Here is a 22,012-nt window from a genome sequence, read left to right as displayed (position 1 = left end):
GGTGGGAGAGCCATGACCGGATCGGTACGGCGGCGCTGGGTCGCCGCCGGCGCGCCGCCCCCCGCGCCCGGCGCCGCGGGCGCGCACCCCGGCGGCGTCCCGGCGCCCCGGGCCGGCGGCGGGCCGGCCGGCGAGCCACCGCACCCGCTCGCCGCCCTGCTCACCGCGGTCACGGCGGTGGACCGGCGCCGCCGGCTGGCGCGGCCGGTCGTCGCGCTGGCGACCGCGCCGCCCGGGTCGGCCGACCTGGTCGGCGCGGTCGGGGCGCTGCTCGACGCCGCGGCCCCGCGCGTCGCGCACGCCGTCGTCGACGCCGCCGCGCACCCCGAGGTGCGCGGGCTGCTCGACGCGGCCGTCGCGCAGCTCGAACGGCCGGGCTCGGGCTGGCGGCCGCTGCCCTTCCCGCGGTACCGCGACGTCGTGGCGATCGCCGACCTGCGGCTGACCGCCGCGGGCGTGGACCGGCGCGCCGCCGCGGTCCGGGCGGCGATCGGCCCGCCGAACACCGGGGCGCCGCGGGCCACCGAGCCGATGGTGTCGATGCTGACCGCCGCCGGTACGGTCGCCGCGCTCTCCGCCGGCCAGGCCGGCGGCACCCGGCTGTCCACCGCCCTGTACGCCCTGGGCGTGGCTTTGCTGTGCGTGGTGCTCGGGCTGGCCGCGCGCCGGCTGTGGGCGGTCGTCGGCCCGCGCTGGCGGCTGCGCCGGCTCGGCCGCCGCGGCGTCGGCGTCGAGCGCGGCGCCGGGGTGCTCGCCGAGGCGACCACCTGGACCGCCGACGCGGTGGCGTCGGCGCGCGACCCCGCCGCGGCCCGGCTGCGCCGGGACCGGGTCCTGGTGGCCGCGTTCCTGGCCGACCTGCGGGCGGCCCACGGCCGGCGCTGGTGGGGGAACTGGCGCACGGCGTACCCGGTGCTGGTGCTCGGCGACCGGGCCGGCGGGCCCGCGGCGGCGGCGCTGCTCGGCGGCCACGCGGCCAGCGCCGACGCGCGGGCGCTGGTCGTCGTCACCGACCGGCCCCACCCGGACGCCCGGTACCGGCCCCTGGCGCAGTGGGAGGCGTACCGGGCGCCGTGGGCCGGCGGCGCCGACGCCACCCGCCCGTGGGCGCTCACCCTGGACGCCGCCGCGGTCGCCGGCCTGGCGGCGGCGACCGCGGGGCCGGTCGCCCGCCCGCCGCGGCGGGCCGAGCGCGCCCGGAACCGGCTGCTGGCCGCGGCGCTCGGCGCGGGCCTGCTGGCCGGCACGGGCGTGGTCGCGTACCGGTCGCTGGTGTGGGCCTGCCGCCCCGGCGTGTCCGGGGAGAACGTGGTGACCGTGGACGGGCAGGAGGTCGGGTACCGGCTGTGCGGGGCGCCGTTCGGCGGGGCGGCGAGCCGGTCGGCGCGGTACGAGAAGTTGATCTACGCCGAGAACCGCCGGGTCGAGCGGCTGCACCGCGAGCAGCCCGGCCGGCGGCCGCTGACGCTGGTCCTGCTCACGGCCCTGACCAGGCCCAGCGGGGACGCGCGGACCTCGCAGGTGGCGGAGTCCGAGGATCTTGCCGGCGCGTACGCCGTCCAGCTCGCCGCCAACAACGACGGCCCCTCCGGCGGGCCGCTGCTGCGGCTGGCGGTGGCCAACGCGGGCGCGGCCAGCAGGTTGGTCGACCACACCGTGACCAGGCTGGGCGCGCTGCTCGCCGCCGACCCGACGGTCCGCGGCGGGGTGGTGACCCTGGACAGCCGGGAGCCGGTCAAGCGGGCGCTCGCCCGGCTCGACCCCGCCCGCTTCGTGATGATCAGCCCCACGATGACCGCCGAGGACCTGGTCGAGACCCTGCCGCGGTTCTTCCAGATGATCGCCCCCAACAGCATGCAGGCGGAACTGGTCCGCCGCTACGTCGACCGGGTCGCGCCCGGCGCCCGGCTGGTGGACGTGTACCGCGCCGGGGCCGAGGACCCCGACAACCGGGACGCGTACGTGATGACGCTGCGCGACGAGCTGGCCCGGCGGTTCGGCCCGCGGTTCCGGCAGTGGCGGTGGACCCGCCCGGGTGAGCCGCCGGGCCCCGGCCGCGACGGCCCGATGACGCCCGCCCTCTGCGGCGGGACGAACCAGGTGCTGTTCTTCGGCGGCCGGTACACCGACTTCCGCGACTTCACCTGGGACCTGGTGGACACCTGCAACGGCCGGATCCCGCTGCTCGTCGCCGACGACTCGACCTCCCGGTTCATCGCCGACCGGGACCTGGCCGCCAGCGCCCCGCCCGGCCTCGCCGTGGTGATGGCCACCAAGAGCGTCCTGCTGTCCTGCCGGCGGCTGCTCGACGACCGGTTCGCCGGGGCGACCGCCGGGCCGGCGGGCACGGGGGTCGCGCCGCGGCTGCAGTTCCGCCGCGACATCGCGGCGCTCCAGCGGTGCGCGGGCGCCGAGCGCGCCGGGGAGCGCGCCGACGAGCTGACCGACCTGGCCGGCGGGTGGGCGGCGACGTCGTACGAGGCGGTCCGGCTGCTGCACTGGGCCGCCTGGCGGGCGGACCCGCCGCAGCCCGGTACCGCCGCGGCCGGGCCGCTGGCCGAGCGGATGGCGGCGGTGCTGCACGGCGGCACGCAGCAGGTGCCGCTGCCCTACGGCGTGAACAGCCCGGTCCGGTTCGACGCCGACCGGGTGAGCCGCAACCGGCGGACCTCACTGGTCTGCCTGCGCGACCTGACCGCGGCCGCGGTCTCCGGCACGGCCGCCGACCTGGCGGTGGAGGTGGCGCGCCAAGGTACGGCCTACCCGGCCGACGGGCCCGAGCCGGTACCCGTCACCTGCCCGCCGCCGGGCGCCGCCCGCGCCGCCCGCTGAGTCGCCGCCCGCGCGCCGGCAGCCGGTCGGACCGCTGGTCCTGCCTGTGGACGGACGACCCACCAGGTCGGACGGACGCGGAGCCGCTGTTTCGCGCTCTCCTGCCCGCGGGTGTCTGGCCGCACCCGTGATCGCGGACAAAGCCGGCAATCTATATTATGTCTCAGTAAGTAGCGTTGGTGAGCGTCAATCTGCCTGCCCTTCGCGCAGGCGTGCCGGGCGGTGTCCTCGGTGGTGAGTGGACACATCCGGGATCCGTCCGATTTCTCGGGTTTCGATTGTTGTGGCGCCGCCGAGAACGGTGAACTCCGTCGATAAATGAACCGCTCCGCACGCCGCACCCGTAGTAGCCCGTACGCGAGGATGGTTCCCGCCAGCGACGAGGAGTAATGATGAAGCTGCCATTTAGTCGGATCATGCGCGGCAAGCGCCGAGTGATCAGTGCGGCGGTTGTCGCCGGTGTGCTGGGCGTGAGCGGCGTAGCCACAGTGCAGTTTGCGAATGCGAGTGTCAACAAGGCAGGCAGCAACATCCTGTCCCTGAACGGGCAGGACTTCGACGTCTCGAACTGTGCCGACGTACGGCTCAACGACGGGGCGGTCGCGTGCGACGGGAGGGTCCTGGCGCCGCAGGACGCCAACGCGGAGGAGTTGGCGAGGGCCGCCGCCGAGGCCCTGTCGGACTCGTGCGACATCTTCATCGCCGCGGTCCAGGACGCGTTCGACGACCAGCTCAATGTCGACGAGAACCGCCGGGACCAGGACCGCCAGGCCCAGGACCGCGAGGCGCAGAACCGCGAGGCGCAGAACCGCGAGGCGCAGAATCGCGAGGTCCAGAATCGCCAGAACCAGGACCGCCAGAACCAGGACCGTCGCGGCGACGACAACAACAAGGTCCAGAATGGCAACAGCAAGGAGTACCGGGTCGATGCGGCCAGGAACGCCAGGGCGCAGAAGGCGGCCCGGAACGACGTGAAGGCGGCCGCGGAGGCGGAGTGGGCCAAGGCCAAGGCCGAGGCCGAGCGGAAGAACAACGACGCCCGGAACAAGAACCAGGCGGACAAGGTCGACGAGGCCAGGAATGCGGACCAGAACGACCGCAACGCCAACGACCGCAACGCCGACCGCAACGCCAACGACCGTAATGCCAACGACCGTAATGCCAACGACCGGAACAACGACGCCCAGGCTATCGCCGACGCCGAGCAGGTGCTGGTGAATGCCTGTGTCGCGCTGGCCCAGGCGAAGGCCGGGGACTTCGACGACAACGCCGACGACCGGAACAAGGCCGGGAACGACGCCGGTGACGAGAAGAAGGCCGCGATCAAGCGGAACGCGGGCAACAACCACGGGGCCGACAACGCCCGTGCCTGGAAGGCGATGCACCAGTAGCCGGTGGTCCGACCACTCACCCGCGGCAGGGGGCGGGTGGTCGGCGCCGCGTTCCCGAGGAGGCCAGGCCGCGCACATCGGCCTGGCCTCCTCGGGTGCTGCCGGAACATCGGCTCCGGCCGGTGGCCGCCGCACCGCGCCACCCGGCCCGGCTGGGAGGTACCCCGGTCGGGGGCCCGCCGGTCACCCGATGGGCCGGCGGCGGCGCCGATGCCCGACGGGGTACGGACCAGGACGTACGTTGAGGCCGGGAACCCGAGCGAGGGAGCACGATGGCCGACCGCGTCCGCGCCACGCTGACCACCGCCGCCCTCGGCGCGGCCGCCGTACTGGCGACCGGCGCCCCGTCGGCCGCGGGCCCGCCGCCGACGGTGTGGGCCCACCCCGGCGCGCACCCCACGCGCGACCACTACAACCCGGGCGAGACCGCGCTCACGGCGGACACCGCGGGGGCGCTGCGCCACCGGTGGTCGGTACCCCGGGCCAGCGCGGTCTGCGCGAACCCGGCCGCACCGCTGGTCGCCGCCGACCGGCTGTTCACCGCCTCGGGCTACCGGGTCAGCGCCCACGACGCGCGGACCGGCGCGCTGCGCTGGCGGACGCCGGAGGCGGGGAAGCGGCGGATCAGCCTCGCCGCGGTCGTCGGCAACGCGCTGCTGACGCAGTGGACGCACTGCCGGTCGGGGCGGGACTACCTGACGGCGCTGGACGTGCGGACCGGCCGGGTCCGCTACAGCCGGGAACTGCCCGAGGTCATGCACTCGACCGTCGTGGACAAGGGCGTGCTCCTGGGCGAGTACTGGGACGCGGCGGCCGCCCGCTACGCCGTCGGCGCCCGCCGGGTGGCCGACGGCTCGCTGCTGTGGTCGCGCAGCCCCGGCGCGTTCAACGGGCTGCCGGTCTCCGCGGCCGGCCGGGTCCAGGTGTCGACGACGACGTCCAGGGTGGTCGACATCGCCACCGGCCGGAAGCTGTGGGACACGCGGGCCGGCTGCCTGGTCCCGGACGGCGCGTCCCCCGACGGGGCGTTCTTCTACTTCACCTGCACCGACGGGCGCACCCGCCGGCTGGACGCGGGCACCGGCGCCGTCCTGGCGACCTTCCCCGACCGCGACGAGCCGTTCGCGTTCGCCACCGACGGCGCCCGCCTCTACCACCGCGGCTTCGGCCCCGACCGGCTCTACGCCGTGGACGCCGACACCGGGGCGGAGGTCTGGTCGGTGCCCGGCGTCGACGTCACCGACATCACCGTCGCCGGTGGCGTGGTCTACGGGGTGCGCGACGAGGACCCGCTGATCGCGGTCCGGGCCGCGACCGGCCGGCCGGTCCCGCTCGCCGGCCCGCCGGTCGGCCTCCGCGAGGAGCCGGTGGTGGCCGGCGGCCGGCTGTACGGGGTGACGGGGTCGGCCGTGGTGATGTACGCGCCCTGAGCGCCGCCCACCACCCCGCGGGGCCTGAGCCGGTCCGACCGCCGGAGTGCGCCGGGCGTCGCCCGCACTGTCGAGGGTGCCCCGACGGTGCGGCGCCGGTCTAACATGTACCGGTCGGTGCGGCGGGCGGTGGCTCCCCTGCCGCGCGGAGGCCGGCGGCGACGCGCGACGCGCCCGGCGTCCGCCGCCGACGCGTGCGGCTGGTGACCCGATCCGTCACAGGAGGTGCGATGCCGGTACGTGGATCGGTGCTGGTGTCCGGGGCCGGGGTCGCCGGCACGGCGGCGGCGTACTGGCTCAGCCGGTCCGGCTGGGACGTGGTCCTGGTCGAGCGGGCCGCCGCCCTGCGCACCGCCGGCCAGAACATCGACGTCCGCGGCGCCGCCCGCACCGTCGTCCGCCGGATGGGCCTGGAGGCGCACCTGCTCGCGGCCGGCACGGGCGAGGTGGGCACCCGCTTCGTCGACCGGCGCGGGCGGACGGTCGCCGAGTTCCCCGCCGGCACCGCCGACACCGACGGCCCCACCGCCGAGATGGAGGTGCTGCGCGGCGAGCTGGTCGCCAGCCTCGACGCCCTGCTGCGGGACCGGGTCGCGCACCGGTACGGCGACAGCGTCCGGGCCGTGGTCCAGGACGCCGAGGGCGTCGACGTGGAGTTCGCGCACGGCCCACCCGGCCGGTTCGACCTGCTCGTGGTCGCCGAAGGCTTCCACTCGCACACCCGCCGGCTGGTCTTCGGCGACGTCCGCCTCCGCGACCTGGGCCAGTACATGGCCTACGGCACCGTCCCGCGGACCGCCGAGGACGACCACTGGTGGCGCTGGCTGCCGGCCGGGCGGGGCCGCGCGGTGATGCTGCGCCCGGACAACGTGGGGACCACGCGGGCCCTGCTGGCGTTCCTGGGGCCCCCGACGGGGCTGGAGCGGCGCGCGCCCCGCGAGCAGGTCGCGCACCTGCGCGAGGTGTTCGCCGACGTCGGCTGGGCGGCCCCCCGCATCCTCGGCGCGCTCGCCGCCGACCACGACGACTTCTACCTCGACCGGGTGGGGCAGGTGCACGCGCCCCGCTGGACGCACGGCCGGGTCGCGCTGACCGGCGACGCGGCGTACTGCCCCTCGCCGATCAGCGGCATGGGCACCAGCCTCGCCCTCACCGGCGCCTACGTGCTCGCCGGGGAACTGACCGCCCGGCAGGACCACGCCGCGGCGTGGGGCGCGTACGAGGCCCTGATGCGCCCGTACGTCCGCCGGGCGCAGCAGCTCCCGCCGGGTGGGCCGCGACTGGTCAACCCTGTCAGCGGGGTCGGCGTGTCGGTCCTGCACACCGTGATGCGGTTGGCCGCCTCCCGGGTCGGCCGGGCGGTCACGGCGCGGCTGTTCGCCCCGCCCGCCGACTCGATCGCGCTGCCCGCGTACCCCTGACCTGGGTCGGCCGGGCGGCCACGAGGGCCGCGGTCACGGCCGACCGGCCAGGACGTCGCAGCCGAGGAGGACGACCGGGACGTCGGCGGCCCTGTTGTGCTCGGCCACCCAGCCGTTCAGCGCGGTCTGGCAGGCGTGGTCCAGGTGCCGCAGTCCGCGCAGGTCCAGGTGGACCCGCCGGTCGGCCGGCAGGTCGGCCAGCGCGGTCAGCATGGCTGGCAGGCGCAGGAAGGTCGCGTTGCCGGCGATGGCGACGCGGATGGACCCGTCGGCGTGGTCGTGGGTGTCGACCCGGACGTGGGAGGTCTCCCAGGCCAGCTTCCCGACCGCCAGAGCCAGGCCGATGAGGACGCCCTGGAACATGTCGGTGGCCAGGATGGCCGCCGCGGTGGCCAGCACGACGACGGCCTCCCCCCGGTGCTCCCGCCACAGGGCCGGCAGGGTGTGCACGGGCAGCAGGCTGACACCGGCGTGGATGAGCACCCCGGCGAGGGCGGGCAGCGGGATGAGGGCGAGCGCACCGGGCAGGGCGGCGGCGAACAGCAGCAGCCACACCCCGTGCAGGACCCGCGACGCCCGGGTCCGCGCACCGGCACGCACGTTCGCGGAGCTGCGTACGATCACGGCGGTCAGCGGCAGGGCGCCCAGCGCGCCGCACAGGGTGTTGCCGACCCCCTGCGCCACCAGCTCCTTGTCGAAGTCGGTCCGCGGCCGGTCGTGCATCCGGTCGACGGCGGCGGCGCTGAACAGGCTCTCCGCCGAGGCGATGAGCGTGAACGCCACCACCGTACCCAGCACCGCCAGGTCGGCGAGCCGGCCGAGCTCGCCGAACGGGGGCCGGATGACGTCGGCGAGTCCGCGGACGTCGATGGTGGCCACCGGCAGGTCGGCGACGGCGGTGACGACGCCCGCCGCGACGACGGCGACGAGGACGCCCGGCACAGTCCGGACCCGCGCGGGCAGCCGGCCCCAGCCCACGATGACGCCGATGACGCCGATGCTGAGGGCGGCGGCGGCCCGGGCCTGCGGGTCCGCGGCGAGCCGGCCCACGAGCCCGGGCAGACCGATGATCTTCTCCAGGCCGGTACCGGGGGCCGCGGCGGCACCGGCGACGTAGAGCTGGCCGGCGACGAGCAGCAGGCCGATCCCGGCGAGCATGCCCTGGACGACCGCCACGGAGATGGCCCGGAACCAGCGGCCCAGCCGCAGGGCGCCGAGGGCGATCTGGAGACAGCCGGCGGCGAGGACGATGATGCCGAGCGCGCCGATCCCGTAGGCCGCCACGGCCTCGGCGACGAGCACGGTCAGGCCGGCGGCCGGCCCGCTCACCTGCAGGGTGCTCCCGGGCAGGAGACCGACGACGAGGCCGCCGACGATGCCGGTGACGAGCCCCACCTCGGCCGGTACCCCGGAGGCGACGGCCACGCCGACGCACAGGGGCAGCGCGACGAGGAAGACGACGACGGAGGCGGGCAGGTCCGTGCGGAGGGTCCCGCGCAGGTTGTTCGCCTTCACCGGGGCCTACAGCGGTCCGAAGTCGGCAGTGCCCGGGCGGTGGGCGAGCACCTCACCGGTGTCGACGGTGTAGTACCACGCGTGCAGGCGCAGCCGGCCCTCGCCGAGGCGCGCGGCGACGACCGGGTACCGGCGCAGGTGCGCGAGCTGGGTGAGGATGTGCTGCTGGGTGACGGCGACCGGGTCCGCCGTCGGCGCCGGCCGGTGGGCGGCGTGGGCGAGCCAGCGGCCGACGCTGGGCAGCGTCGTCCCCTCGGTCATCGCCTGTACCGCGCCGCAGTGGGAGTGCCCGCAGACCACGATGTCGGAGACGTCGAGCGAGGCGACCGCGAACTCCACGGCGCTGGCGACGGCGCACGCGGCGTCGGGCCGGTACGGCGGGACGATGTTGCCGACCGACCGCAGTTCGAAGATGTCGCCGGGCTCCGCGGCGGTGATCAGGGCGGGTACGACGCGGGAGTCGGAGCAGGAGATGAACAGGGCCTGGGGCCGCTGGCCGGACGCGAGTCGGGCGAACCGGTGGCGGCGCTGCCCGACGCGGTGCGGGAAGGTGCGCGCGTGTGCGATGAAGGTCTGCATGTCTACCTCTGCTGCTGGAGGTCCGGTGGCGGCGGCGGGTCCGCGCCGGCCTGTGCGGCACCGACCGGGCCGTCGACGGCTCGGTGGGTCACAGGTGGGCGGCGGGGCCGGTCAGCAGCGGTAGATCTGGAGGACCGCGGGGTCGCAGTGGTGGTCGGTGGCGGGGCCGCGGTGCGCCGCCCCGCCGCTCCACACTGTGGCGGGGCCGGGTCGGTGGGTGGTGGCGGCGGGCGCGCCGGAGCGGCGGGCGACGAACCGGGGGCGGACGGCCAGGTGGGCGCTCAGCCGACTGCCGAGCTTGCCCCAGCTTCGCCCGCCGTTGCTGTCCACTTCGGGCGACGCTTCGTGGTACTGGTGCGTCGCGGTGGGGGAGGCGGTGCCGCCGGCCGCGCGGTCGGCGACGACCAGGCCGCCCAGCAGGACGCCGATCAGCAGCGGGATGCCGATGAGGGCGGCCCGGAGTGCGTGCAGGGACGACGCCGGACGGATCGCGGCGAGGGCCCCCAGCAGCCTCACGCACCGACCTCCTTCTCGACCTCGCTTGGCGCCGGAAGTCTATCGAAGGACGGGTGCAACTGCCACGAAACGGAAGCCTCGCCGGCCCTGGAGGCGAGTGTTCGTCACCTCGTTCGCCTGCGTTCACGTCGCTCGCGGCGCGGTCATCCTCCACTTCGCTGACCGCGCGGAGGCAGCCGGCTCACCGGCCGCCGCGACTCGCAGATCCGGACCCGCGCCAAGGGAGGGCCTGAAATTACGGACAGCCAGCCAGACGCTCATGCGCCATCGGGAGTTGTCTGACCATCTCTGATCATGGGTGCACGGGTGCCGCCTCGGCGAACTGGCGGTCCTGACGGGACTTGAACCCGCGACCTCCGCCTTGACAGGGCGGCGAGCACTCCAACTGCTCCACAGGACCTCAACCGGACCGGCCGAAACCGGAACGTGCCCCCAACGGGATTCGAACCCGTGCTACCGCCTTGAAAGGGCGGCGTCCTGGGCCGCTAGACGATGAGGGCGGCGACGTCATCCTCGCATACGCGGGGCGCGCGATGTGCACCGGCGTTGTGGGCGGTGGCAGGGACCCCGAGGTCCAGCCCTTCGCACACAGCCCCGCGACATCCCCACCTGCGACATCTACAGCCGTGCTCACGTCCGGCACCGCCGGAGGCTCGGCCAGCATACGTGATCGCCGAAGCGGGGGCCAACCGAACCCCCGGCCGGGGTCAGCTCAGCGGCACGATCCGTAGGCGCTGCTTGAGCGCGGGGATGATGGTGCGGCAGGCGGCCACGGTGTTGCGCCGGTCCCCGCCGCCGTCGTGCATCAGTACGATCGCGCCGCGCCGCGAGCCCTTGAGCACCGTCGACGCGATCGCCCCGGCCGGCGGGCGGGCCCAGTCGCGCGGGTCGACCGCCCAGCCCGTGGGGACCATGCCCAGCTCGCGGGAGGCCTGGATCGCGGCGGGGGTCCAGTTGCCCCCGGGGTGGCGGAAGTGGGTGACGGGGGCGCCCGGGACGGCCTTGCGGATCGCGTCGTTGGTGCGGCGCAGGTTCGCCCGGATCTGGGTCGGGGTGCCGCGGCCGAGCCGCAGCTCGTGGTTCCAGCTGTGGTTGCAGAGCTGGTGGCCCTCCCGGGCGATCTGCTGGATCAGCTCCGGGTGGGCCTCGGCCTGGCTGCCCACCACGCAGAACATGGCCCGGACGCCCTGGGCGCGCAGCAGCGCCAGGATCTGCGGCGTGTGCACCGGCGAGGGGCCGTCGTCGAAGGTCAGCGTGACGCCGGTGCCGCGGGTCCGGGTGATCACCCCGGCCGCGAAGACGCCGGTGGTCGGCCGGGCGGGCCGGGTGCCGCGCGGCGGCCGGGCCGGGGGCGGGCCGCTCGGGCCGGCCGTCGGCGGTCCGGCCGTGGGCGCGCGCGACGGTACCGCCGGGGCGGGCGCGCTGCCGCCCGGGCCGGCGGTCGGCGGCGCGGCGGTGGCCGGCCGCTCGGCGGCGACGGGGCGCACCTCGGGGCGGGCCAGCCAGCCGGCCAGCACCTGCGTGCCGAGGAGGACACCGGCGAGGACGGCGGTGCCCAGTACGGCAGGGCGTCGGGTCACGTGGCGCTCCGGGAAACTGTGGGGTGCGCCCACCGTATCGCCCCGCCGCACCCCTGCTAAGGGGTCGAACAGGCCATTCTGCGGATGTCAGGCATCGACGAGGGTGGCCAGCACGCCCGCCAGCCACGGGGCGTACGCGTGCGGCGCGGCCCGGACGGCCCGGCGCACCGCGTCGAGCTCCGCCCAGCGCACCTCGTCGATCTCGGCCGGATCGGGGTGCAGCGGGGCGTCGGCGGCCAGCGCCCCGCGCAGGACGTGGTCGAATTCGCACTCCACGAGCCCGCTGGCCGGATCCTCCGCCTGGTACGAGTACCGGCCGACCTCGGCGAGCGCCGCCTCGACGCCCAGCTCCTCGCGCAGCCGCCGCCGGGCGGCCTCGACGACGGGCTCCCCGGGGCCGGGGTGGCCGCAGCAGGTGTTGGCCCACCGGCCCGGGAACCGGGTCTTGGTGGCGGCCCGCCGCTGGAGCAGGATCCGCCCGTCCGGGTCGAGCAGGATGATCGAGAACGCCCGGTGGAGCCGGCCGGGCGGCCGGTGCGCCTCCTGCACGGTGGCCGTGCCGCAGGCCCGGCCCTCCGGGTCGACCAGTTCGACGGGGAGCTGCTCCCGGGACCGCACCGTGCCGCTGATGCCGCTGGTCGCGCCGACTCCGCTCAACGTGCCACCTCGCTCACCTCAGGGTTCCGGCGACCCGCTCCGCGGCGAGCCGTCCGGAGATCAACACCATCGGGACTCCGACGCCGGGCTGGGTGCCCGAGCCGGTGAACACCACATTCGCCAGGGCGGGGTGCCGGTTGCCCGGGCGGAACGGCCCGGTCTGCCGGAGGGTGTGGGCGGCGGCGAACGGCGTACCGGCCGCCATGCCGCGGGCGGCCCAGTCGGCCGGGGTGACGATCCGCCGGCTCTCCACCGCGGCGCCGAGGCCGCGGTAGCCGCGCTCCTCCAGGGTGGCGACCAGCGAGTCCGCGTACCACTCGGCGAGGCCGGACCGCCAGGCCAGGGGCGCCCGGTCCAGGTTCGGCACGGGGGCGAGCACGTAGTAGGTGTGCCGTCCCGGCGGGGCGACGCCCGGGTCGGTGCGGCTCGGGTTGGTGACCAGCAGGGACGGGTCGGACATCAGCACGCCGTCGGAGATGACCTCGTCGAACGTCCGCCGCCAGGCCCGGCCGAAGTGGATGTTGTGGTGCGCGATGGCGCCGTACCCGGCGGCGGCGCCGAGGTGCAGGACAACCGCCGAGGGGGAGTAGCGCAGCCGGCGGCGCAGGGGCGGGCCGGGCAGCAGGTCGTACGCCGCCGCGAGGTCGGGGTTAAGGACCACGGCGTCGGCGGCCACGCGCTCGCCGCCGACGGTGACCACGGCGGTGGCCCGCCCGTGGGCGGTCTCGACCCGCTCCACCGGCGTGTCGTACCGCAGGGTCACGCCGTGCTTGCGCGCCGCCCCGGCCAGCGCCTGCGCGACCGCGTGCAGCCCGCCGCGCGGGTGGTACACGCCGGCCACCGAGTCGAGGTAGGCGATGACGGTGTAGATGGCCAGCGCCTGGCGGGGGGCCAGGCCGGCGTACATCGACTGGAACGAGAAGACGCGGCGGGTCCGCGGGTCCCGGAAGAACTGATTGATCTTGGTGTCCAGGCGGCGCAGGCCGCCCGCGGCGACGAGCCGGGCCAGGTTCGGGGTCAGCAGGTCGCGGGGGGAGTCCAGGTGCCGGCCGATGAAGTCGTCGCGCTGGTAGCGCCACATCCGCGCGGCGTAGGCGACGAAGCGGCGGTACCCGGCGGCCTCCCGCGGGCCGCAGACGCGGGCGACCTCGTCGGCCATCCGGTCGGGGTCGGCGTGGACGTCCAGCGTGGAGCCGTCGGGGTAGAACGCGCGGTACGCCGGTTCGAGCCGGGTCATCGGCAGCCAGTCGGCCAGCTCCTCGCCGACGGCGCCGAGGGCCTCGGCGATGAGGTCCGGCATGGTCAGCACGGTCGGCCCGGTGTCGTGGTGGTACCCGTCCAGGCTCAGCCGCCCGGCCCGGCCGCCCGGCGCGTCGTCGCGCTCCAGGACGGTGACCCGCCGGCCCGCGCCGGCCAGGTGCAGCGCGCAGGCCAGCCCCCCGAGCCCGGCCCCCACGACGACGACGTGGTCCGCGCCGCCACGCAGATCCCGGCCCGGGCCTCCCCGGCCCGCGCCGGCCCGGTCCGCAGCGGGCCGGGAGTCGGCTGCTCGGCCCGCGGTCGCTCGGCCAGCGGGGGAGTTTCCCCCGACGGATGCCGGAGCGCCCACCGCAGACACGCCGTTACCGTACCCCGCCCCGCCGGCCCCGGCGCGGTGCGCGCCGCCGCGGATTCGGGTCGCCGGCCGCCGGGTCACCCGCCCGGACGGCCCGCGCCCGCCGTGGCGGCGCTCCGCCGCCGGACCGCGGCGGCGGGCTCAGGCGCTCGCGGCCAGGCCGCCGCGGCGCCGCTGCTTGGCGGCGTACATCTGGCTGTCCGCGCGGCTGACCAGCGCGTCGGCCAGGTCGCCGCGGTCGGCCACCACGGCGCCGAGGCTGATCCCCACCCGGACGTCGCGCGCCTCGGCCAGGTCGAACGGCGCGGCGAGCGCCGCCCGGATCCGGCGGCCGATGCTGGCCTGCGCGGCGACGGGGTTGCTGGTCTCCACGAGCAGCAGGAACTCGTCGCCGCCGTACCGGGCGAGGGTGTCGCGCGCGGCGACCAGGCCGCGCAGCCGGCGGGCCACGGCCGCGAGCAGGTCGTCGCCGACGGCGTGGCCCAGGCGGTCGTTGACGGCCTTGAAGCCGTCCAGGTCGGCGAACATCACGAGGACGTCGTTGCCGCCCCCGGCGGCGCGGCGGGCCAGCGCGTCGTCCAGCCGGCGCAGCACCTCGGCGCGGTTCACCAGGCCGGTGAGCGGGTCGTGGGTGGCCTGGTGGGTCAGCTCCCGCTCGGCCTGGTTGCGCTTGGCGGACAGGTACCCGATCCGCAGCATCACCAGCGGGACCGTGGACAGCGTCCCGAGCGCCAGCAGCGGCCCGTCGACGGCGAACCCGAGCAGTTCGCGCCCCGCCCCCACGACCGGGCCCACGGCCATCGCGACGCCGAGGAACGCCAGCCGGCGCGGGCTCAGCGGCTCGTTCCGGGCGGGCGGCGTCTCGGCGAACTGGAGCGTCGAGGGGTGCACGCCGATGGCGCCGAGCAGCGTGTACGTGGTCAGGAACGCCACCTCCGCCCACACCGGCCGGCCGACGGTGAGCGAGCCGACGGTCATCGCCATGGCGACGTTGCCGACGAGGGCCAGCACCAGGGCGGCCAGGATCAGCCGGATCGACACGATCGGCTCGGCGGCGGTCTGCGCGAGCCGGGCCAGCGTGCCGAGGACGCCGGTCAGGACGAGGATGTTCACCAGCAGGCCGATCTGGGACCCGGCGCCGGTGTCGACCAGCCGCGGCTGGATGACCGCCGTCCACAGCAGCCCGCCGCCGGCCATCGACACGACGGCGACGTCGATCAGGCCGCCGAGGTCGTTGCGGCCGCGGATGGCGGCGGTACTGAGGGCGGAGGCGAGCGCGAGCAGGTGGCCGAGGCTGATGGCGATCTCCGCGCCGACCGCCATCCCGGGCCGCCACAGCACGGCGAGGCTGGCGCACACGTTGCCGACGCCGAGGACGGCCATGGCGAGCACGAGCAGCCAGTTGGCGGGCCGGGCGGTCATGTACCCGCCGCGCAGGCCGCGCACCAGCGGGACCAGCGCGCCGCCGGCGATCAGGACGTAGGTGACGGCGCGGGCCTGCGGGCCGAGCAGGGCGTGCACGCCGGTGGCCGTCAGCGACACCGTCAGGTAGATCAGGAAGTACGGGTGGGCGGGTCGCGCCATCACGCCGCCCGGTGCCGGGCCGAGGGCCCGTCGGGGTGCACGCCCCGGTACGGGTCGGCGGCGACCTCCTGCGCGTGCGCGGCCCGGGTCAGCAGCGGGTAGATCTGGCCCGGCGACGCCGGCCGGGAGAAGTAGAAGCCCTGGGCCAGCCGGTACCCGAGGCGGTGCAGCACCTCGGCCTGCTCGGCGGTCTCGACGCCCTCGGCGACGGCGGCCAGCCGCAGCGTCGAGGTGATCTGGATCAGCGAGATGGCGATGGCGGCCTGCTCGGCGGTGCCGGTGACGCCGTCGACGAAGGACTTGTCCACCTTGAGGATGTCGACCGGGCAGGTCCGCAGCAGGCCGAGCGAGGAGTGGCCGGTGCCGAAGTCGTCGAGGGCGACCCGGGCGCCGAGGCGGTGGATGCCGCGCAGCGCGGTCAGCGCCGCGTCGCTGTCGAACACCGCGGTCTCGGTCACCTCGACGGTGAACCGCGACGGCTCCAGCCCGGTCTCGTGCAGCACGGCGGCCAGCTCCTCGGGGAAGCCGGGCTCGCGGAGCTGCCGGGCGGACACGTTGACGCTCATCGTGATCGAGGCGGTCGCCGGGTCGTCGGCCCACGCCGCGGCCTGGGCCGCCGCCTCGCGCATGATCCAGCGGCCGAGGGGCACGATGAGGCCCGTCCGCTCGGCGACGGGGATGAACTCGCTCGGCGGGATCAGCCCGCGCTGCGGGTGCTGCCAGCGGATCAGCGCCTCGACGCCGGTGATCTGGCCCTCGGGGAGGGTGACGATGGGCTGGTACACGAGGTGGAGCTGGCCGTGGGTGCCCAGCGCCTGGCGCAGCTCGGCGCCCAGCTCGGCGTGCTGGACGCTGCGCCGGTCCAGCTCCAGGTCGTACGCGGCGTAGCGGCCCTTGCCGTGGTCCTTGGCCGCGTACAGCGCCACGTCGGCGCGGCGCAGCAGCTCGGCCGGGTCCTCGCCGGCCTGGCCGTGGGCCAGTCCGATGCTGGCGCCGACGAGCAGCTCGTACCCGTCCACGATCATCGGCGTCTCCAGCGCCACGATGATCTTGTTGATGATCTCGGCGGCCTTGTCCGGGGTCACGCCGGTCATCAGGACGGCGAACTCGTCGCCGCCCAGGCGGGCCACGGTGTCGTGCGGGCCGACGGCGCGGGACAGGATCCGGCCCATCCCGACGAGCAGGCCGTCGCCGACGGCGTGGCCGAGCCGGTCGTTGAACGCCTTGAAGTCGTCGAGGTCGACCAGCGCCACGCTGATCTGCCCGGCGTTGACGTCGGTGCCGCGCGGGGCCAGCGCCCGCTCCAGCCGGTCGAGCAGCAGGGCCCGGTTGGGCAGCTTGGTCAGCTCGTCGTGGGTGGCCTGGTGGGTGAGCTGCTGCTGGTACCGCAGCATGTCGGTGATGTCGCGGGCGTTGGACACGATGCCGCGGACGCTCGGGTCGGCCAGCAGGTTCGTGCTGACGATCTCCAGCCAGCGGTAGGCGCCCTGGGCGTCGGCGATCCGCGCGCGGTACGTGGCGACGCTGCCGGGCACCGACGCGACCTCCTGCGCCTGCTGGTTGACCGTCTCCAGGTCGTCCGGGTGGAAGTACCTGCTCAGGTTTAAGCCGGCGGTCTCGTCCGGCTCGACGCCGATGAGCTGGCGCAGCGCGGGCGAGGCGTAGCTGACCTCGCCGGTGGGCGAGGTGATGACGATGATGTCCGACGCCTGCTGCACCATCGAGCGGAACCGCCGCTCGTGGTTGCGGACCTCCTGCATGCTCGCGTCGAGCTGGCGCAGCAGCCGGGCGTTCTCGTAGAAGGCGGCGAGCTGCCGGACCAGGACGAGCGTCACCAGGATGACGGCGCCGGTGACGATGATCCGGCCCTCGCGCCCGGAGTCGGCGCCCTCGATGAGCAGCAGCCCGCCGACGGCGATGACGCCGGAGTACGGCAGCAGGCTGAACGGCCGGTGCGCCGAGTGCTTGCGGTGGTGCCGGCCCGGGATCACCCGGAGCTGGCGCCGCGCGGCCAGCACCCACAGCACGGTCGCCAGCGGGATGCCCAGGTGCAGCAGCGGGGTGCCCGGCGTCACGTACGGCAGCTTCAGCAGCGCGCCCGAGAGGATCCCGGCGAGCAGGCCGAGGCCGAGCAGGGCGTTGGCGAGCTGGTCGACGGGGCCGGCCCAGGCGAGCCCGACCTTGGCCACGACGTACACGCTGAGGGCGGCCAGGGCCACCACGCTGACCAGCGTCGGGCGGCTCAGGGCCGGCCCGTCCAGCAGGTGGCGCAGGGTGAAGTGCCAGGCGAACAGCGCCGCGGCCACCAGCACGGTGACGGAGTCCAGGCCGAAGGTCAGCCAGTCGTACCCGGCCCGCGGCGTCGCCGGCAGCCCCCAGACGGCGACGCACAGCATGAGGACCGCCAGCGCGAAGACCCCGAGCCGGGCCTCCCGCACGTACGGCAGGGGGAACTCGCCCGCGGCGCAGACGGCCAGCCCCACGGCCACGATGACGGACGCGGCCGAGAGCCGGCGCCAGTACCGGCGCAGCAGCGCGGGCCCCTCGGCGTACGCGCCGGCCTGCCCGAACAGGCGGGCGGCGAGCAGGGCCGCGAGCGCGGCGACGAGCCAGCCGCCGAGCGCCCGGTAGGGCGCGGGCAGCCCGGGCACGGCGGCCACGCCGCCGGCGAGCGCGGGAAGGACCGCGCTCAGCACGACGGGCAGGCGCCGTCGCTCCAGTTGGGTCGCCACTGACACGGGTACCGCCAACCCCCATCGCGTACGGACAGTGCTCCAGTGCACTGCCCTTCGGCGGTCCCGGCCCGGACATGAGTGCACCCGGAACACCGCCCCTGTGGAGGTGTACCCGCCCGCGGGGGTCGCCGGCCGGGCTTCGGGAGAAGTCGGCCGTGTCCCCAGGAGAAAGTCGGACAGTTGCCGTCGGGGAAGAACTCAGGTGCACGCCGGTTGCGACGATGGGTCCTGGTACAGGTGCAGTAGGTCGGGGAGGCACGTCATGGTCGGAGCTCTTCGCGGCGGCTCCGGGGCCGTCCTCACCGCGGCGGCGGTGGCGGCCGGCCTGCTCGGCGCGCCCGCACCGGCCCGGGCCGCGATGCCGGTGTTCGACAAGCTCGTGGCGTATGTCCGCGACGGCGACGTCTGGGTGTCCCGGGGCCCGACCGAGCGCCGCGTCACCACCGGCGGCGGCCACCGGCGCCCCCGCTGGTCGCCGGACCACACGCGGCTGGTGGTCCTGCGGGGTGACCAGGTGTACGTGATGAAGGCCGACGGCACGGCCCGCACCCGGGTCACCGCCCGCCCGGTCGGCGGCGCCGCCTGGGCGCCCGACGGGCGGTCGCTGGCGCTGGTGTCGGCGGCCTGCCTGGGCGGGCCGGGCGTCTACCGCGCCCCCGCCACCGGCGGCGCCCTCACCGCCCTGTTCCCGGCGGCGTGCCGGGACCGGGAGATCCCGCCGGCCCCCGCGCCCGAGGCGGCCGGCGGCTCGCTGACCGCGCGGCTGCGCCACGACGACGGGGTCGCGTGGTCGCCCGACGGCGCCCGGATCGCCTTCCGGGGCGGCGACTGCGAGGCGGTCCTCGACGACTGCCTGACGCTGGGCAACGTCGCCACCGGCGGCGAGCGGCTGGTCGCCGGGTACGGCGGCGGCGGCAGCGCGCTGACCGGCTTCGCCGTGGTGCCCTCGTTCCGGCCCGACGGCGCGGCGCTGACCTACTCCGCGTACGCCGAGGGGCCGACGGCCGCCCAGGACCAGCCGCTGCACGTGGAGGAGCAGGACCTCGCCACGGGCGCGACCCGCACGCGGGGCGAACCCCTGGACCGCGAGTCGACCTACGTCGACGGCACCCGGCTGCTGGCCACGACGCAGTACCGGTCCTCGTCCTGGATCGTGCTGCTGGCCCCGGCCGGCCGCACCCTCGTGCGCAAGGGCTCCCAGCCGGCGTACTGACCCCACCGGAGCGCGGCCGCGGGATTTCCGCGGTTTTTCGGGGCCGCCCGCGGGAAAACCCCTGATTGCGGGTAAGGGGAATGCATGAGCCAGGGAGTGCGGAACAATCCGCGGCACGGCGACCGGGACGCACGGCACCTCGCGGCGGTCGCCGACGACGGGCCGGACGCGGCGGCGGCCGGGGGGCGCCGGCTGCCCGGGCCGGACGACGGGCCGGCGAGCCCGACCGAGCTGAGCGGCCGGTCGTGGTGGCTGGCCGCCAAGCGCGCCGGCCTGTCGATCTCCCGCCTCCAGCTCACCGACCGGGCCGCCGCCCTGACCTACTACGGCGTCCTCTCCCTGTTCCCGGCTCTGCTGATCATGGTGTCGACCCTGGGGCTGCTCGGCGACTCGACCGCCGACGAGGTGATCGGCCAGGTCGTCGCCGTCGCGCCCCCCGAGGTCCGCACCCTGGTCTTCGACGCGATGCGCGACCTGAGCGGCAGCCAGGCCGCCGGGCTGGCCGCCGTCGTCGGTCTGCTCGGTGCCGTCTGGGCCGCCTCCGGGTACGTCGGCGCGTTCATCCGCGCCGCCAACGCGATCTACCAGGTACCCGAGGGCCGGCCGCTGTGGAAGACGATCCCGCTCCAGGTCGGCGTGACGCTGCTGACCGGGGTGATGCTCGCGGCGAGCGTCCTCATCGTCGTGGTCAGCGGGCCGGTCGCCCGCTGGGTCGGGGAGCTGGTGGGCGTCGGGGGCGGGGCGGTGACCGTCTGGGCGGTCGTGAAGTGGCCGATCCTGGCCGTCCTCGTCAGCCTCGTCGTGGCGACCCTCTACCGGGCGACCCCGAACGCGCGCCAGGGCGGGCTGCGCTGGGTGTCGCCGGGCGGCCTGCTGGCGGTCGTACTGTGGGTGGTCACGTCGGTGGCGTTCTCGCTGTACGCGTCCACGTTCGGCAACTACAGCAAGACGTACGGGGCCATCGCCGGGGTGATCGTGTTCCTGGTGTGGCTGTGGATCTCGAACATCGTGCTGCTGCTGGGCGCGACCTTCGACGCCGAACTGGAGCGCACCCGCGTGGCGTCGGCCGGGTTCGACCCGACCCGGGAGCCGTTCCTGGCGATGCGCGACGACCGCGCGGTACCGGCCGCGCCGGCCTTCGACGACCCGGACGCCCGCGCCGCCGGGGATCCGGACCCCGCTGACGCGCCCGCCGCGGCCGACCGCGGCGCCAGCGCCGACTCCGACCGGTCCGGGCCGGCGTCCGGGTGAGGCGGCCCGATCAGGCGAGGGCGGCGACGATCTTGCGGGCCTTGGTCTCGTGCTTGGCGTAGGCGCTGGGGAACGCCGACCGCTGGACCGTCTGCGCCGCCCGGGTCAGCGGCAGCTTCTCCCAGCCCGGGGTGCGCTCCAGCCTGCCGAAGAAGGCGCCGGCCGCGTAGTGCGGGTCCATCAGCTCCGCCACCGAACCCCAGCCCTGGCTCGGCCGCTGCTGGAACACCCCGACGGAGTCGTGGTCGGTGCCGGTCCCGTCGTTCTGGTGGCGCAGCGACGCCGGTACACCCGGATTGGCGAGGTTGCGCAGGTTCGTCTCCTGCATGGCCGTCATCAGCCCCACCAGCATCGCCCGAGAGGGGAGCTTGCGCTTGCGGGCCGCCAGGACGATCACCTGCGCGTTGGCCATCTGCGTGCTGCTGAGGCCGGCGACCGGCCGGACCGGTTTGGCCGCCGGTTTGCCCGACAGCGCAGGGGCCGCCCGGCGCTGGCCCCGCGACGCCTCGGGGTTGTCCCGGCGACTGTCGTCCTGGCGGTTGCGGTCGATGATCGCTGCCTCGTCGGCGTTGGCGGCGAGGTCCCGCCCGGCGACGGTGGTGCCGGGAACGACACCGGCCAGCACCACGGCGACCACCAGGCCGAACGCGCACGCCAGCATGGTGCCGAGGACGAGCGGGCGGCGCCGCCGCCGGCCGGCGACCCGGTGTCGGCTGCTCGTACCCGGCGGGCGGGCGCCGGTGTGCCGCGGTAGCGGACGGTCAGGTGGACCCCAGTCACCGGAGGGCCGGTCGTGCACCTGTCCACCCGCCGTGCTGTTTCGCGACATGCGCACAGACGGGCGGCGCTCGGCGGTTTCGGCCGGACGCTCACGCGTGAGGGGGGCGTGTTCGCGGGACATGACGGCCACGCTATGCAGCGAGAAGACGACGGCCAATGGTTCGCATGGTCAGTAAAGGATCGACCATTCACCGTACTCATCCGGTTCAATACCTATTGTGGTTCCTCCCTTCGGGGTGTCGATAGCCTGTCAATTGCGGGTAATGCGGACAGAATTGCGCGCGGATTTGTCCGACTCGGTACCGCAGGCCGTCAGCATCGTGGCGATCCGGCCGACCGGGCGACGACCTCTCGTTGCGGATGGTGTCCGGAGGGACCACTAGTAGTGGGGTTCCAGGTATCTGTTGCTTCTCGCATAACCACGCCTACCGCCCACGCGGCCGGGAACCGGGACGATATTTCGGCAGTACCGGCGTCGTGGGGGAGTGTGCGCCGGCCGTTCGGTGACGGTACGTCATCGGATGAGCCCGGGTCGGGGTCACCCGACCCGGGAGACATTTCGCTGAACCCGCCACAGTGGATCCGCGGGTGACTACGGTCCGGGTCATGACCGCGCACCCGCCGCCCCGTCCGCGCGCCGCCTCCGCCACGACGCTGGTCGTCACCCTCGCCATGGTCACCGCCGCGGGCGGCGGCGTCCTGGCCGCCATGCTCCTCGGCGGCGGCCCGACGTCCGGCGTCACGGCCGGCCGGGCCCTGCTCCTGGCCGCCGCGGTCGCGCTCACCGCGGTGGCCCCGGTCGTCCTGGGCTGGCTCCTCCTTCGCCGCCGCTGACCCGGCCCGACCCCCGCCGCCGCTGACCCGGCCTGACCCCCGCCGCCGCGACCGCCGCGGGCACCCGCCACCCCACGGC

Annotated in this window: 16 protein-coding genes and 2 tRNA genes; 7 read left to right on the top strand and 11 right to left on the bottom strand. The window is 75.7% G+C overall.

Annotated features, from left to right (window positions below; translation table 11 throughout):
- Positions 1–12: 12 nt before the first annotated feature.
- The 4 genes from IEY75_RS06835 (at position 13) to IEY75_RS06820 (ending at position 7,074) form a co-directional block, all read left to right on the top strand.
- On the top strand, positions 13–2,832 hold the full coding sequence (locus IEY75_RS06835) for a hypothetical protein (RefSeq protein WP_189113331.1): 2,820 nt from the start codon (positions 13–15) through the stop codon (positions 2,830–2,832).
- A gap of 392 nt (positions 2,833–3,224) precedes the next feature.
- Positions 3,225–4,223 (top strand): hypothetical protein, encoded by a 999-nt coding sequence (locus IEY75_RS06830; RefSeq protein WP_189113330.1) that lies wholly within the window; start codon positions 3,225–3,227, stop codon positions 4,221–4,223.
- Between the two features lie 272 nt (positions 4,224–4,495).
- A complete protein-coding gene (locus IEY75_RS06825) occupies positions 4,496–5,653 on the top strand; it encodes an outer membrane protein assembly factor BamB family protein (protein ID WP_189113329.1) in 1,158 nt (385 codons plus the stop codon).
- Between the two features lie 230 nt (positions 5,654–5,883).
- The gene (locus tag IEY75_RS06820; protein WP_189113328.1) at positions 5,884–7,074 is read left to right on the top strand and encodes an FAD-dependent monooxygenase; all 1,191 of its coding nucleotides are present in this window, start codon (positions 5,884–5,886) and stop codon (positions 7,072–7,074) included.
- A 33-nt stretch (positions 7,075–7,107) separates the two neighbouring features.
- Here IEY75_RS06820 and IEY75_RS06815 read toward each other — a convergent pair whose 3' ends face one another.
- The 10 genes from IEY75_RS06815 to IEY75_RS06770 all read right to left on the bottom strand — a co-directional run bounded on the left by IEY75_RS06815 (position 7,108) and on the right by IEY75_RS06770 (position 17,858).
- The gene (locus IEY75_RS06815) at positions 7,108–8,589 is read right to left on the bottom strand and encodes a SulP family inorganic anion transporter (protein WP_189113327.1); all 1,482 of its coding nucleotides are present in this window, start codon (positions 8,587–8,589) and stop codon (positions 7,108–7,110) included.
- A 6-nt stretch (positions 8,590–8,595) separates the two neighbouring features.
- The gene (locus tag IEY75_RS06810) at positions 8,596–9,168 is read right to left on the bottom strand and encodes a carbonic anhydrase (RefSeq protein ID WP_189113326.1); all 573 of its coding nucleotides are present in this window, start codon (positions 9,166–9,168) and stop codon (positions 8,596–8,598) included.
- 111 nt (positions 9,169–9,279) lie between these two features.
- Positions 9,280–9,684: a hypothetical protein gene (locus IEY75_RS06805; RefSeq protein WP_189113325.1), complete on the bottom strand. Its 405-nt coding sequence runs from the start codon at positions 9,682–9,684 to the stop codon at positions 9,280–9,282.
- A 323-nt stretch (positions 9,685–10,007) separates the two neighbouring features.
- A tRNA-Asp gene (locus IEY75_RS06800) sits at positions 10,008–10,084 on the bottom strand.
- Between the two features lie 27 nt (positions 10,085–10,111).
- Positions 10,112–10,184: transfer RNA gene (locus tag IEY75_RS06795), tRNA-Glu, on the bottom strand.
- Between the two features lie 207 nt (positions 10,185–10,391).
- Positions 10,392–11,264 (bottom strand): polysaccharide deacetylase family protein, encoded by an 873-nt coding sequence (locus IEY75_RS06790; RefSeq protein WP_189113324.1) that lies wholly within the window; start codon positions 11,262–11,264, stop codon positions 10,392–10,394.
- 87 nt (positions 11,265–11,351) lie between these two features.
- Positions 11,352–11,882 carry an isopentenyl-diphosphate Delta-isomerase gene (gene idi, locus IEY75_RS06785; protein ID WP_189113413.1) on the bottom strand — a complete coding sequence of 177 codons (531 nt, stop codon included), beginning with the start codon at positions 11,880–11,882 and terminating at the stop codon, positions 11,352–11,354.
- A gap of 52 nt (positions 11,883–11,934) precedes the next feature.
- Positions 11,935–13,377, bottom strand: coding sequence for a phytoene desaturase family protein (gene crtI, locus IEY75_RS06780; RefSeq protein WP_373290221.1), 1,443 nt, complete (start codon positions 13,375–13,377; stop codon positions 11,935–11,937).
- Between the two features lie 300 nt (positions 13,378–13,677).
- Positions 13,678–15,120 carry a GGDEF domain-containing protein gene (locus IEY75_RS06775; protein ID WP_189113323.1) on the bottom strand — a complete coding sequence of 481 codons (1,443 nt, stop codon included), beginning with the start codon at positions 15,118–15,120 and terminating at the stop codon, positions 13,678–13,680.
- Positions 15,120–17,858, bottom strand: a complete 2,739-nt coding sequence (locus IEY75_RS06770; RefSeq protein WP_189113322.1) for a putative bifunctional diguanylate cyclase/phosphodiesterase — start codon at positions 17,856–17,858, stop codon at positions 15,120–15,122. Before IEY75_RS06770 ends, IEY75_RS06775 begins: the two co-directional genes overlap by 1 nt.
- A gap of 259 nt (positions 17,859–18,117) precedes the next feature.
- Here IEY75_RS06770 and IEY75_RS06765 point away from each other — a divergent pair, with 259 nt between their 5' ends.
- Together IEY75_RS06765 and IEY75_RS06760 are read left to right on the top strand one after the other, a co-directional pair.
- Positions 18,118–19,068 carry a TolB family protein gene (locus IEY75_RS06765; protein WP_189113321.1) on the top strand — a complete coding sequence of 317 codons (951 nt, stop codon included), beginning with the start codon at positions 18,118–18,120 and terminating at the stop codon, positions 19,066–19,068.
- Between the two features lie 84 nt (positions 19,069–19,152).
- Positions 19,153–20,319: a YihY/virulence factor BrkB family protein gene (locus IEY75_RS06760; protein ID WP_189113320.1), complete on the top strand. Its 1,167-nt coding sequence runs from the start codon at positions 19,153–19,155 to the stop codon at positions 20,317–20,319.
- A 10-nt stretch (positions 20,320–20,329) separates the two neighbouring features.
- On the opposite strand, the gene IEY75_RS06755 is transcribed toward IEY75_RS06760, so the two are convergent.
- Entirely contained in the window at positions 20,330–21,118 is a 789-nt protein-coding gene (locus IEY75_RS06755) for a hypothetical protein (protein ID WP_229789403.1), read from the bottom strand.
- 587 nt (positions 21,119–21,705) lie between these two features.
- On the opposite strand from IEY75_RS06755, the gene IEY75_RS06750 reads away from it, so the two are divergent.
- Positions 21,706–21,933 carry a hypothetical protein gene (locus IEY75_RS06750; protein ID WP_189113318.1) on the top strand — a complete coding sequence of 76 codons (228 nt, stop codon included), beginning with the start codon at positions 21,706–21,708 and terminating at the stop codon, positions 21,931–21,933.
- Positions 21,934–22,012 lie beyond the last annotated feature (79 nt).

The organism is Pilimelia terevasa, assembly GCF_014647915.1.
GTDB classification, from domain to species: Bacteria; Actinomycetota; Actinomycetes; order Mycobacteriales; family Micromonosporaceae; genus Pilimelia; species Pilimelia terevasa.
Note: the sequence above shows the minus strand (reverse complement) of the source record. Positions and strands in the feature narration are given on the sequence as shown.

Coding starts and splice junctions, on each gene's coding strand:
- IEY75_RS06835 (WP_189113331.1), top strand. CDS start 13: ATGACCGGATCGGTACGGCGGCGCTGGGTCGCCGCCGGCGCGCCGCCC.
- IEY75_RS06830 (WP_189113330.1), top strand. CDS start 3,225: ATGAAGCTGCCATTTAGTCGGATCATGCGCGGCAAGCGCCGAGTGATC.
- IEY75_RS06825 (WP_189113329.1), top strand. CDS start 4,496: ATGGCCGACCGCGTCCGCGCCACGCTGACCACCGCCGCCCTCGGCGCG.
- IEY75_RS06820 (WP_189113328.1), top strand. CDS start 5,884: ATGCCGGTACGTGGATCGGTGCTGGTGTCCGGGGCCGGGGTCGCCGGC.
- IEY75_RS06810 (WP_189113326.1), bottom strand. CDS start 9,168: ATGCAGACCTTCATCGCACACGCGCGCACCTTCCCGCACCGCGTCGGG.
- IEY75_RS06775 (WP_189113323.1), bottom strand. CDS start 15,120: ATGGCGCGACCCGCCCACCCGTACTTCCTGATCTACCTGACGGTGTCG.
- IEY75_RS06765 (WP_189113321.1), top strand. CDS start 18,118: ATGGTCGGAGCTCTTCGCGGCGGCTCCGGGGCCGTCCTCACCGCGGCG.
- IEY75_RS06760 (WP_189113320.1), top strand. CDS start 19,153: ATGAGCCAGGGAGTGCGGAACAATCCGCGGCACGGCGACCGGGACGCA.
- IEY75_RS06750 (WP_189113318.1), top strand. CDS start 21,706: ATGACCGCGCACCCGCCGCCCCGTCCGCGCGCCGCCTCCGCCACGACG.